The organism is Nostoc sp. CALU 546, assembly GCF_048836525.1.
Genome location: NZ_JAWJTF010000162.1, coordinates 1 through 12911 on the forward strand (window position 1 = coordinate 1; position 12911 = coordinate 12911).

13 protein-coding genes are annotated in these 12911 nt (G+C 41.8%); 10 read left to right on the plus strand and 3 right to left on the minus strand.

The window, feature by feature from the left end:
- A partial coding sequence (locus tag RRG12_RS40140) for a tetratricopeptide repeat protein (RefSeq protein WP_420763033.1) occupies positions 1 to 364 on the plus strand: 364 nt, incomplete at its 5' end.
- Between the two features lie 96 nt (positions 365 to 460).
- On the opposite strand, the gene RRG12_RS40145 is transcribed toward RRG12_RS40140, so the two are convergent.
- Positions 461 to 754 carry a type II toxin-antitoxin system VapC family toxin gene (locus RRG12_RS40145; protein ID WP_420763043.1) on the minus strand — a complete coding sequence of 98 codons (294 nt, stop codon included), beginning with the start codon at positions 752 to 754 and terminating at the stop codon, positions 461 to 463.
- A 156-nt stretch (positions 755 to 910) separates the two neighbouring features.
- Between RRG12_RS40145 and RRG12_RS40150 the strand changes: the two genes are divergently transcribed.
- Positions 911 to 2056, plus strand: a complete 1146-nt coding sequence (locus tag RRG12_RS40150; protein ID WP_420763034.1) for an ISH3 family transposase — start codon at positions 911 to 913, stop codon at positions 2054 to 2056.
- 82 nt (positions 2057 to 2138) lie between these two features.
- On the opposite strand, the gene RRG12_RS40155 is transcribed toward RRG12_RS40150, so the two are convergent.
- Together RRG12_RS40155 and RRG12_RS40160 are read right to left on the minus strand one after the other, a co-directional pair.
- Positions 2139 to 2294: a type II toxin-antitoxin system VapC family toxin gene (locus tag RRG12_RS40155; protein ID WP_420763035.1), complete on the minus strand. Its 156-nt coding sequence runs from the start codon at positions 2292 to 2294 to the stop codon at positions 2139 to 2141.
- Positions 2295 to 2296: 2 nt separating this feature from the next.
- Complete coding sequence (locus RRG12_RS40160; RefSeq protein ID WP_069074142.1) at positions 2297 to 2545, minus strand: type II toxin-antitoxin system Phd/YefM family antitoxin; 249 nt, start codon at positions 2543 to 2545, stop codon at positions 2297 to 2299.
- A 97-nt stretch (positions 2546 to 2642) separates the two neighbouring features.
- Between RRG12_RS40160 and RRG12_RS40165 the strand changes: the two genes are divergently transcribed.
- The 8 genes from RRG12_RS40165 (at position 2643) to RRG12_RS40200 (ending at position 12708) form a co-directional block, all read left to right on the plus strand.
- Positions 2643 to 2813 carry a hypothetical protein gene (locus RRG12_RS40165; RefSeq protein WP_420763036.1) on the plus strand — a complete coding sequence of 57 codons (171 nt, stop codon included), beginning with the start codon at positions 2643 to 2645 and terminating at the stop codon, positions 2811 to 2813.
- A 218-nt stretch (positions 2814 to 3031) separates the two neighbouring features.
- Positions 3032 to 3265, plus strand: a complete 234-nt coding sequence (locus tag RRG12_RS40170) for a type II toxin-antitoxin system RelE/ParE family toxin (RefSeq protein ID WP_420763037.1) — start codon at positions 3032 to 3034, stop codon at positions 3263 to 3265.
- Positions 3266 to 3422: 157 nt separating this feature from the next.
- Positions 3423 to 3776, plus strand: coding sequence for a hypothetical protein (locus RRG12_RS40175; RefSeq protein ID WP_420763038.1), 354 nt, complete (start codon positions 3423 to 3425; stop codon positions 3774 to 3776).
- Positions 3777 to 4202: 426 nt separating this feature from the next.
- A complete protein-coding gene (locus tag RRG12_RS40180) occupies positions 4203 to 5555 on the plus strand; it encodes a histidine phosphatase family protein (protein WP_420763039.1) in 1353 nt (450 codons plus the stop codon).
- Between the two features lie 335 nt (positions 5556 to 5890).
- On the plus strand, positions 5891 to 7252 hold the full coding sequence (locus RRG12_RS40185) for a dihydroorotase (protein WP_420763040.1): 1362 nt from the start codon (positions 5891 to 5893) through the stop codon (positions 7250 to 7252).
- A 556-nt stretch (positions 7253 to 7808) separates the two neighbouring features.
- Positions 7809 to 10574, plus strand: coding sequence for a PAS domain-containing protein (locus tag RRG12_RS40190; protein WP_420763041.1), 2766 nt, complete (start codon positions 7809 to 7811; stop codon positions 10572 to 10574).
- On the plus strand, positions 10531 to 11616 hold the full coding sequence (locus tag RRG12_RS40195; RefSeq protein ID WP_420763042.1) for a response regulator: 1086 nt from the start codon (positions 10531 to 10533) through the stop codon (positions 11614 to 11616). The genes RRG12_RS40190 and RRG12_RS40195 overlap by 44 nt, the downstream gene beginning before the upstream one ends.
- A 12-nt stretch (positions 11617 to 11628) precedes the next feature.
- Positions 11629 to 12708 (plus strand): hybrid sensor histidine kinase/response regulator, encoded by a 1080-nt coding sequence (locus RRG12_RS40200; protein WP_069068542.1) that lies wholly within the window; start codon positions 11629 to 11631, stop codon positions 12706 to 12708.
- Positions 12709 to 12911 lie beyond the last annotated feature (203 nt).

Genomic DNA, 12911 nt, shown 5'->3' on the forward strand with positions numbered 1-12911 from the left:
GTACAGCGATGCCGAACCTCTGTACGTAGAAGCTTTGGAAATGACAAAGCGCCTGTTTGCTGGCGACCATCCCAATGTGGCTATTAGCTTGAACAATTTAGCTGAACTCTACAAAAGCCAAGGACGCGGCAGCGATGCCGAACCTCTGTACGTAGAAGCTTTGGAGATGTGCCAACGGGTATTAGGAGTTAATCATCCCACTACCGCGACAATTCGAGAAAATCTAGCAATCCCACAACGCCAGTCTACTCCCCGTGCTATCTGGTTACGTCGATTAAGTCAGTTTGTGCAAATCTTGTTAGCGATATTAATTTTACCTTGTTATCTGTTGTGGCGATTGGCTAAAAAATTAATTCGTAATTAAAAGAGCGAGTCCAGGCGATAGAGTTTGCAATCTAGTAGTTTTGAGCGATGCTTTTGTTTCATCAACCAAGGTGCGATCGTTATTTCTAAGCTTTGATTACCAGATAGTCTCGACAGAATACTGTGCAATTTTTTGGTCGATGGTTACAATTGGCAAATTTTCTACTTGACTTTGGGCAATCAGAATCCGGTCAAACGGATCTCGGTGGATGTTTGGCAAATTGGCAACCTGTAGAGTGTGTGTCATCTGAATGTCTAAACTCTCAAAGCGGTTCAGTGCTAGTCGGTTTGGAATATATTCTTCTACAGGTTCAGGTAAAGTTAGCTTACCCGATTTAGTCTTGATGACAATCTCCCAGACACTTGCCACGCTCAGAAATAAAATATTCAGTAAATCGCAAAGTTTTGCTAAAGAGCGATCGCTAAGTAGACACTCAGTAGAAGTTAGTTCTAAATAATACCTATTTTATAATTAAAACTTATATTCAATAAAAGAGGTTCAAAAACTGAAATTATCAAGAATGTACATCCACCCAAATAATGACCATTGACGACTTTACCAAAACAGCTTGCACTAACTGATTCAGAAACCCTTGACGAAGTTCTGGATTGTTTAAGTGAAAATATTTCTATTGAGACCCAAGGAGTTTGCGATCAGAAAACTCTATTTGAAATATTAGTGAGAGCAGCAAGTAGTGGAGATAGTATTGAGAATACAACAAAAGTTTTAAATAGTAGTCCATGTGGTAGCGATATCAGGTATCACTTAGATAAAATCAATAATTTTGAGCAGCTAGAAAATCAAATCAATTTAGCTCTCAAAAGTAGAATTCCTCATCGTATTAAAAATGCATATCATAAAATTGCCATTGATTTAAATTTAATTCCTTACTATGGGAAACCTGATAGTGATGAAGACCCTTATATTTATAGAAGTCAGGCTAAGTCAGGAACTTGTTCTTTTTATGCCTATGCAACTTTATATATATTAACCAAGGGGAAACGGATTACACTGGCGATTAGAGGAGTACGTTGGTTAGATACAAATGTTGCCATTATCACCTACTTATTAGCTGAACTTGAGACTATTAAAGTAAATGTAAAAACACTGTATTTGGATAGAGGATTTTTTAGTATCGCTGTAATCAGGTGGTTGCAAGCCTTGGATATTCCCTTTATAATGCCAGCGATTAGAAGAGGAAAAAAGGGTGGTGTAAATCAATTTCTTAAAGGCAGAAGTAGTTATAAAACTACTTACACAATGGGTGAAGAGAAAGATAATAATGTTACCTTTAGCTTATGGATTATCTGCAAATACAAAAAAGGGACAAGAAAACAACATGGTATTGAATACTTTGCTTATGTTGTTTATAAGTCGAAAATAAACCTATCTTACATTCATCAAGATTATCGAAAAAGATTTGGAATTGAAAGCAGTTATAGATTAAAAAATCTATGTCGAATCAGAACAAATAATAAGAAGCCCGTATTGAGATTATTATATGTTGGTATTTCTTTTGTGTTAGTCAATATTTGGGTTTATCTTCTTTGGTTTAAGATTAGTCGAAAACTAAAGGGTAGGCGATTAATTTATCGTAACCTTTTCTGTCTTAAACAAATGTTAGCTTTTCTACGTCAAGTTGTTGAGCGCAAATATGGAAGTGTTAAAGGTATTTATATTCCATCGGGTTAGCAATCGTTAAAAGTTGCTTAACTATAAGTAAAAGTAATTTATCCCAGCCTACGGGTTAAGATAGTTTCGCAGAAAATGTATCTCAAGTTACAAAATATTGGCGATCGCTCTCTTGGAAAAAACTTTGCGATTTACTGATATTACCTGAATCAGCAATTATACTGCGACTGGTGGAAGATAACTGAGGGTCATCTGTTACCCACCAAAGAAATGCATGGGTATCGAGTAAAGCTCTCATCGCTAAACTAGATTAGAACTGTCAAAATCATTTAGGATATCTTCTGGTAAAGGCTCGTCAAAATCTGGTGCAATGATAACTTTACCTTTATCCAATCCAGGAATTCGAGGTGAGGCTGTATCTGTGAGAGCGACTAGGCGTGCAACTGGAATACCTTTCTGTGCAATCACCACCTCTTCACCAAGTAATACCTGACTCAGCAATTCAGAAAACTTGGCAGTTACTTCAGAAACATTAACGGTGATACTCATTTGCCTAAGTAATTGTTAATTCCTAATATTTCTTAGGATAACACTGGCTATAAGTGCATTTTTTAATCTTGTGGCGATGACCCGATTATTCGCGTAGATGCATACTCCTGCAAAGCATCTAGTAGAGAAGCTGTTTGTTGTCAGACATCGCTATTCTCTCATCAACCAAGGTGCGATCGTTAAACGTGGAGAAGCAATAGAAGTTAATGATGAATGGTGGCAGCAAAAATGCACAAACTTGATAAACCACCTGCATCAAAATAAATAATTACAAAGCAGATAGTAATTACACCCAAAGCCAGTTTAGATATTGATGATTATTTTGCTTACATTGCCCAAGAAAACCCCCAATACTGCTCGGTTAAGGATTTTTAACTCGGAATTTGGTTTAGGGAAAAGGTTAAAGGGTAAAGGTTAAAGGTTTTTTCTTTCCCTTTTCCCTTTCCCCTTTTCCCCTTAACCGACAAGTATTGAGAAAACCCCAACATGGGTCTTTTATTTTTTGACTCTGTAAGAGAAGCTTTTACACAGTTAGCAAGAATGCCTGAAATGGGTAGCCGTTATCCTCTGAAGAATCTTCGTTTACAAGGTTTACGTAAATGGGCTGTTAAAGGATTTAAAAAATATCTAATTTTTTACTTTGAGCGAGATGAAAGCATTCAATTTGTGCGGATTCTCTATGCAAGGAAAGATATAGAAAAGATTTTAGAACAGGAATGATGATGTTTATTTTACTCAACACACAGCAAAAATCATTGACGCGCTAAGTATATACGCAATACAATTATAGTAATAGAACCTAACGATAGAGTTAATTAAAATAATTTGCCCAGAGAATAATAGACAAGCAATATTAAAGATAATTTGGACAAAACTAATGAACGCCAAAATTATTGCTTTCTTGGGGATTACGGCAGCCTTTGCAAACTTAGGCAGCCAAGTATACGCACAGTCACCAGCATCAAATTCAAATCTAGGAGAATACAGACTAACTGGTGATTCTCTAGTTGGAATTGATCAAAGAACAGCCCAAGATGACTTTGGAAGATTTTTTGAGCAAACTAATCCAGCAAGCATCTCTAACAATAATAGAAGAGGCAATAAAGCTCCAGTCAAAATCCGCTTTAACGAATCATTATCACAGCCAGACACTTCTATTTTCTTAACACCCGCTCAGTCTGAGAGTGACAATGATGGATTGCAAGTACAGTTGGATCTGGGGAGAGAATAACCAGATATAAAAGTTGACGCTTTAATGTAAAGTATATTATTGCCAAGCGCCGCACCGTCAACAATCGAAGGTGCGTTAGCCTACGGCATAGCATTGGTGTAAACTTAAGCTCAAATGCTTATCCCACAGGGGTTTTACCCACCCCTCAATCCCCTGGTTTTACCCCACCCTAACCCTCCCCTTGCAAAGGGGAGGGAACAAGATTTTCTGGTTTCCCCCCTTTCCAAGGGGGATTAAGGGGGGTAATTCGACTTGTGTGTACACGATAGGCTTGCGGGGAGCAAACCCTACGGCTATTTTTGCTGCTTATTCTACGTCCCCTACAAGAGTAAAATTTCTCACTTGACTAAATCGGCCTTCCTAAGTCGGTAATTCTGCAATCATTTTGCAGTAAAATTAATCGTCTAGATACAGGAGGGCTTTGAGATGACTTGTGTCATCATTGTGCGCCACGGTCAAAGTGGTTATAACACCGAGCGGCGTATTCAGGGACGCACTGATGCGTCAACATTAACCGAAAAAGGTCGTAACGATGCAAGTAAAGTTGGCAAAGCCCTCAGCAATATTTTATTTAATGCTATTTATAGCAGTCCTCTGCAACGAGCGAAACACACAGCAGATATTATTCATAGCGAGTTAGCTACTACTTCTGAACAATCTGCTGTAATTCAAGTTTCTGATTTACTGCTAGAAATCGACCTCCCCGTATGGGCAGGGCTGATAACTGCCGAAGTCAAGCAGAAGTTTGCCGAAGACTACTGCACTTGGCATCAGCGCCCCGACGAACTGCGGATGCTGATAAATGATGCACAAGGGACAAGAGAACATTTTCCTGTTCTTGCCATATATGAACAAGCGCGGCAATTTTGGCAAGAAACTTTGTCCCAACATCAAGGCGAAACTATTCTTATAGTGGGACATAACGGTATTAATCGCGCTCTCATTAGCACAGCCTTGGGAATTCCCCCAAGTCGCTACCATTCAATACAACAATCTAACTGTGGCATTACCGTACTAAATTTTGCCGGGGGATTGGGCGAACCAGTCCAGCTAGAATCCTTAAATCAGACGCAACACACGGGAGAGACTTTACCCTCATTGCGACCGGATCATAAAGGAATACGATTGTTATTGGTGCGTCACGGTGAAACCGACTGGAATCGCCAAACTAGGTTTCAAGGACAAATTGATGTCCCCCTTAACGACAACGGTAGACAACAATCGCAAAAAGCAGGTGAATTTCTCCGAGACGTAGCGATTGATTTTGCTGTCAGTAGCACAATGCTGCGCCCTAAAGAAACAGCAAAGATTATTTTAAAACAACATCCAAATGTAAAGTTAGACTTGCAAGATGGTTTAAGAGAAATCAGTCACGGACTCTGGGAAGGAAAATTAGAAACAGAGATAGAGCAAGAGTTTCCAGGAGAGTTGCAGCGCTGGCGGCTAGTACCAGCCCAAGTGCAAATGCCTGAAGGGGAAAATTTGCAAGAAGTGTGGGAACGCAGCGTTGCAGCTTGGCAATCTATTGTGCAAGCTGCATCAACTAATCAATTCAAAACTGTATTAGTTGTAGCTCATGACGCTACAAATAAAACCTTGCTTTGTCACATTCTAGGTTTATCACTAGAAAATTTCTGGAATTTCCGTCAGGGTAATGGCGCAGTTAGCGTTATCGATTACCCGTCTGGAATCGATGGTTTACCAGTATTACAAGCCATGAACATCACCACTCACTTCGGTGGAGGCGTACTAGATAAAACAGCAGCGGGGGCTTTGTAAGTGCTGAGTTAGGAATGAGAAGTGAGGAGTTAGAAATTAGGAGTGAGGAATGAGAAGTGAGGAGTTAGAAATTAGGAGTGAGGAATGAGAAGTGAGGAGTTAGAAATTAGGAGTGAGGAATAAAGTTAGAAGCAATGACTGAAAAACAAATAACTCATAAGTAGCTAGACGTAAATAAATTAAAGTTTGTAGTAAGGACTTTAGTCCTAATAATCCTTGCTTCGAGCGATGAATCGCTGATTACGAACTAGGATTTTACTTTATGTTGAATTATGCCTACTTACTTAAGTCCTAACTCATAACTCATAACTCATAACTCATAACTAAAAACTTTTATGATTGAACTGCTGCAAAAAGTACGGGTGATTGACCCAGTTTCTAAAATAGATGAAATCTTTGATGTGTTGATTGCTGATGGTTATATCCGAGAAGTAGCTTCACACATTTCTGATATCACTTCTGATACTAAAATTAGAGATTGTCAGGGATTAGTTCTTGGCCCTGGGTTAATAGATTTGTACAGCCACTCTGGTGAACCTGGCTTTGAAGACCGAGAAACCCTCTTGTCTTTTTTACAAGCTGCTGCTGCTGGCGGCTTTACCAGAGTTAGCATTTTACCCAATACATCCCCTGTTATTGATAACCCTGCCCTTGTGGCACAGTTGCAGCAGAAGAGGGCAGAGGGGCAAAGGGGCAGAGGAGCAGAGGGGCAGAGGTCTATGGCAGAAACCTCTAACGCTGACCGGGGGGGCAGAGGGGCAGAGAAGAGTTTGTCTCCTCTGCTCCCCTGCTCCCCTGCTCCCCTGCTTCATATTTGGGGTGCTATTACCCTAGATGTTGCTGGAAAGCAATTGACGGAGTTGGCAGATTTAGCGGCGGCTGGAGTTGTTGGTTTTACCGATGGTAAGCCGTTAGAAAATTTGGCGCTGGTGCGGCGAGTGTTAGAGTATCTTCAGCCGTTGGGTAAACCTGTAGCATTTTGGCCTAGCGATCGCCAGTTAGCAGCAAATGGTGTAATGAGAGAAGGGGCGAATGCTCTGCGTTTTGGTTTACCCCCAATTCCCGCTAGCGCTGAAACTACTGCGATCGCAGCTATGCTTGAATTGGTTGCAACTATAGGCACACCAGTCCATATTATGCGTGTCTCCACAGCTCGCAGTGTGGAATTAATCGCTTCAGCTAAGGCTGCTGGTTTACCCATCACCGCCAGCACCACCTGGATGCACCTTTTACTTGATACAAAAGCTATTAAGAGTTATCACACCAGCTTGCATTTAGACCCGCCTTTAGGTAATCCCAGTGATGTGGCGGCGTTGCGTGCAGGGGTGCGTGCAGGTGTGATAGATGCGATCGCTATTGACCACACACCTTACAGCTATGAAGAAAAAGTCCAAGCTTTTGCCGAAGCACCAGCCGGAGCAATTGGTTTAGAGTTAGCATTACCTCTGCTGTGGCAATATCTTGTTGAAACTGAAGAATTTACAGCTTTAGAATTATGGCGGGCATTGAGTACCAGTCCAGCAGAGTGTTTGGGTCAGAAAGTCAGTGCAATTCTACCTCATCAACCAGCAGAACTTACTTTATTTGATCCTCAGCAAACCTGGAAAGTCGAACGGAAAAGTCTTTATACACTTTCACAAAATACACCTTGGTTAGGACAACAGTTGAAGGGTCATGTTGTGCAAACCTGGTTGTGAAAAATGGGTTTGGGGAAAAGGGTAAAGGGAAAAGGTTAAAGGTTTTAAGACTTACGCATTAACAGAAAATACCAAATATGGATTCTTTGAAAAAGCACGTCTGTCGTAGGGGTTTAGCATTTCTCACTGATGTCAACTTAAGCCAAAAATAGCTTCGCTGCGGGCTTCATAACCCGCCAGAGAATCTTCAGATGACTTTAGCTATGAGACAGGGATTTACAATCCCTGGCGGACATGCGGTTTCGCGTTAAGTTGACACCAGTGAGCAATGTGCTTTACCCCTACAGATGACCATCGAAGAACGATTAATAAAAGGCTGAAACGACCAATTTTCGTATATTCATACCATGATTAAGTTGTACAGTGCGTAAGTCCTAAGATTTTTTCTTTCTCCTTACCCCTTACCCTTTTCCCCAAAACCCGACAAATATTGAGATGTCTCAGGCATTTTGTATCTTTCTTGTCTAGGTGTGACTCGATTTCCATCAGGCTATTAACACAATGGTTATCGAGGTATAATTTTTGTGAAGCGCGATCGCGTTTTTATATTAAATTTATGAGTCATCCTTCTTGCCTCACAATCCTGCTGATTGATTGCGCTGAAGATCGCGAAGCATATTGTCGTTTTTTAAAGCAGGACAGCGTGTATACCTATCGGATTTTGGAGCTTGAGACGGCAACGCAAGCACTGAAATGGTGTCAGCAGGAGATACCAGATATTATTTTGCTGGATTTTGTGTTGCCTGATGGGGATGGACTAAAGTTTATTCAGCAATTTTGGGAATCTTATAACCATACCCAAACTGCTGTAATTATGCTAACAGCACAAGGGGATGAAGCGATCGCAGTCCGTGCGATGAAAAGTGGTGTCCAAGATTATTTGGTTAAAGATAAACTCACGGCTGAAGTTCTTCAAGGTGCTATTCATCATGCCGTTGAACGAATGCATCTGACTCGACAGTTAGAACAAAGTCGGGAACAACAACAACTGATTGCTGCGATCGCCTTACGGATTCGTCAGTCTCTTAAACTAGAAGAAATTCTGCATACCACAGCGACAGAAGTAAGGCAGTTTTTGAAAGCCGACCGGGTAGTAGTCTATCAATTTCAGCCAGATATGAGCGGCACAATTGTGGCGGAGTCAGTGCTTCCAGGCTGGACGGTGGCTCTAGGAAAGGAAATTCTTTTTACTTGCTTTCAACAAGAAGCCGAAAGTGACTATCGCCAAGGGAAAAAACTAGCAATTGACGATATTTATCAGGTTGAATTAACAAATTATCATTTGCATATTCTAGAACAATTTGAAGTCAAAGCCAATCTGGTAGTACCCATTTTAGTCAAAGAACAGTTATGGGGATTATTAATTGTTCATCAATGTAGTGCATCTCGCCACTGGCAATCAGTAGAACTAGATTTATTAGATCAACTAGCGGTGCAAATAGCGATCGCCATTCAACAGGGAAGTGTATATCAGCAAGCACAAGCAGAACTGGCAGAACGCCAACGGACAGAAGCAGCCTTAAAAGCCAGCGAAGAGAAACTCAAACTTACCCTGAATTTTACTGGTATTGGCTACTGGGAGTTAAACCCAATCACCAATCAAATATTTGCTAGTGAGAATACAATTTACTGTTTTGGTTCTGATTTGAGTGATGCCAACTGGACTTATGAAAAGTGGCTCAATCAATTATATCCAGAGGATCGGGAATGGGTTGAGATGGAACTCAGTCAGGCGATCGCCACACAAACCGATTATGCTGTCGAATACCGAGTTGTCTGGCAAGATGGCAGCATTCACTGGGTATCGGCAAAAGGACGGGGAGTTTATGACGCAACCGGACAACTGCTGCGAATGCTGGGTGTGTTAACGGATATCACAGAACGCAAGCTTTCAGAGCAAGAACTGCAACGCACTCAAATGCTGCGAATTGAATTACATCTTTTGGAGCAGATTCTTGAAGTAGTTCTAGCTGGTTACTGGGACTGGGATATTCCTGGCAATCAGGAGTACTTGAGCTTAACTTTCAAGCAGATGTTTGGCTATGAAGATCATGAATTGCCCAATACACCAGAGAGTTGGCAAAGCCTAATTTTTCCAGAAGATTTACCGGGTGTTTTGGAACTTTTCAACCGACACATCCAAAGTCGTGGACAAATTCCTTTTTACAACGAGGTGAGATATCGACATAAACATGGTTCTACTGTTTGGGTCATTTGTTCCGGCCATGTGATTACGTGGGATCAAGATGGGAATGCCCTCCGGATGATTGGTTGCCATATTGACATTACACAACGCAAACAAGCCGAACAAGAACTTATCCACAATCAGGATTTGCGAGAAGCAATTTTTAACGAATCTGCCGATGCCATTTTTTTGGTTGACCCGCAAACCCTGCTTATTCTGGATTGCAATCGACGGGCCGTAGAATTGTTTGAGGCAGTTGACAAAGCTGAATTGCTCAATATTAATGGGCAGAGACTCCAGTACCGTCCATTTACTGCTAGCGAAACCGATGCGATCGTCACAGATATGCAGTCAAAAGGTGTCTGGAGCCGAGAGATTGAATATGTTACTCTTCAGGGTAAAATTTTCTGGGGAAACATTGCAGCTAAACCAATTACTGTAGCCGGACGTACCATGAATCTAGTACGGGTTACTGATATTAGCGATCGCAAACAAGCCGAAGCACAACTGCGGCAAACGAATGAGCAACTTGCTAACGCCAACGTGGAACTTGCTCGCGCTACTCGCCTCAAAGACGAATTTCTCGCAAACATGAGCCATGAACTGCGAACACCGCTCAATGCGATTTTGGGAATGTCAGAGGGCTTACAAGAAAGTGTGTTTGGCTCCATCAATGCAAGACAAGTAAAAGCGATCGCGACTATTGAGCGCAGTGGTAGGCATTTGTTAGAACTAATCAACGACATTCTAGACTTGTCTAAAATCGAATCTGGCAAACTAGAACTGCAATTGAGTGATGTTTCTGTCAGGAGCCTCTGTGATACCAGCATTGCCTTTGTTAAACAGATGGCTTTGAAAAAGAATATTGGTCTTAGTATTCATATTTCTGAGCATATTCACAGCATCCAAGTAGACGATCGCCGTCTGCGTCAGGTATTGATCAACCTGCTGAGTAACGCTGTCAAATTCACACCAGACGGCGGATCTGTAACGCTAGAAGTCCGGGTGGAGGGGGAGGGGGGCAGAGGCAGGGGAGGCAGGGGAGGCAGGGGGAGCAGGGAAGGCAGGGGAGGCAGGGGGAGTAAATTCTTCCTTGTCCCCCTCATCCTCCCCAAACCTCTGCTTCCATATTACTGACACCGGCATCGGTATCGCTGCCGGAGAAATTGGCAAGTTGTTTCAGCCTTTTATCCAGCTTGACAGTAGCCTTAACCGTCAGTACAGTGGCACTGGTCTAGGTTTGGCACTAGTACAAAAGATTGTAGCCCTACATGGAGGAACGGTCTTAGTTAGGAGTGAAGTTGGAGAGGGAAGTTGTTTTACGGTCTGTATTCCATATCATACCAGAGACAATGTGTCAATAACGCAGGCAACTACTTTATTGCCCAGCCATCACTTACCTGCTGAGAATGCTCAAGTTTTGATTATCGAAGATTCTGTTGCGGCGGCTGACCAAATTACTCGCTACTTCAGCGAAATGGGAATGCAACCCATCATCTATCCCAAAGGTGAAGGAGCCGTAGAAGAAGTGCTGCGCGTTCAACCTGCTCTGATTATTCTGGATTTGCAACTACCTAATCTATCCGGTTGGGAGGTGCTAAATCAACTCAAGACCAACCCAAAAACCAAAAATATTCCAGCGATCATCATTTCAGTTGTGGATGAGCGTAGCAAAGGATTAGCTCAGGGAGCGTTTGAATATCTGGTCAAACCCATTACCCGCACTCAACTTCAAGCAACTATAGATAAACTACAACATTCTGCCTATTCTAAACCACCAAATCTAATTGGCGTACCAGAAGCAGTTCTAGACACTCCTTTGATTTTACTGGCAGAAGATAATCGAGCAAATATTGATACTATGTCCGGCTATCTTGAAGGTCGAGGGTATCATCTGATTCTGGCAAACAATGGACAACAAGCTATTGACCTTGTTAGAGTTCAACGCCCCGACTTAATTGTGATGGACATTCAAATGCCGGGAATGGATGGGTTGGAAGCAATGCGCCGTATCCGTAACGATCAGCAATTTGTGCATATTCCAATCATTGCACTAACGGCCTTAGCCATGCCTGGCGATCGCAAAACTTGTTTAGCGGCTGGAGCTAACGAATATTTCACCAAACCGATAAAACTTAAACAGCTTGTAACCACAATTCAAGAACTCTTAAGCAGGTAACGGAAATTTTCGATGGATAGTCAAACCTCTATTTTAGTGATCGACGATCAACCCGATAACTTTGACGTTGTTGAAACCTTACTGGATGGTGAAAACTACCAGCTTTACTACGCTTCTAGTGGTCAACAAGCTCTAAATCGCCTCGATAGTTTTCAGCCCGATCTGATTTTATTAGATGTGATGATGCCCGATCTTGATGGGATGGAAGTCTGCCGGCGCATCAAAGCCGATCCACAATGGCAAGCAGTGCCGATTATTATGGTGACAGCATTAACCGAGAAAGAAGATTTGGCTCGATGTCTGGCGACGGGTGCAGATGATTTCATTAGTAAACCCGTCAACGGTGTGGAATTACGAGCTAGAGTTAATTCCATGTTGCGGATTAAGCAGCAATACGACAGTATGCAAGTATTGCTCAAGACGCGAGAAGACATGGTAAATATGATTGTGCATGATCTGCGAAATCCGCTTACCAGTATTATCTTAGGAGCAGAGATTCTTCGGTTGCCAGGTTTCTCACAGGAACAACAGCAAGGAAAAGTCGATCAAATTTTACTTGCTGGACAACAACTACAATCGTTAATTGATAATTTGCTGATTATGGCAAAGTTGGAATCTGGCAAAATGGTTCTCAATTACACAGAAGTGGATCTTTGTGCGCTGTGTATATCAGCTGTAGAAGATATTGAGGCGATCGCTACTCAAAAAAACCTGACCCTGATACGTGAATTTCCCGAACCTGGTGGCATTGTTGCAGTAGATGCAGTGATCTTTCGTCGAGTGCTGGATAATTTGCTCTCCAATGCCATTAAGTTCTCCCCCTTCAATTCTCAAGTCATCCTCCGAGGAGAGTATTTGGCAGCAGGTGGTGCTAAAGTGCAAGTCGCTGATTCCGGTTCGGGAGTTCGTCAAGACTTACGACAAATCATTTTCGAGAAGTATGAAATTGGAACTCTGATGCCAGAAATTTCGCAAATTGGTTTAGGATTGGCTTTCTGCAAAATGGCGATCGAGGCACATTCCGGTACAATCACCATCGAAGATAATCATCCAAATGGTAGTATTTTTACTGTATTATTCAAAAATAAATAATTCACTCTAACCGAAGAGGATATTTTAAAAGTCCTCTTGTCGGTATCAAAAATTTTAGATCCCCCTGAATCCCCCGATAAATTGGGAGACTTTGATTCTGGTTCCTCCCTTTTTAAGCTACGGTGTACACACAAGTCCTAAAAACCTAGCTTGATAAACATTTCCTCGTTCCCAGTTTCCGACTGGGAATGCATTCATTGAGT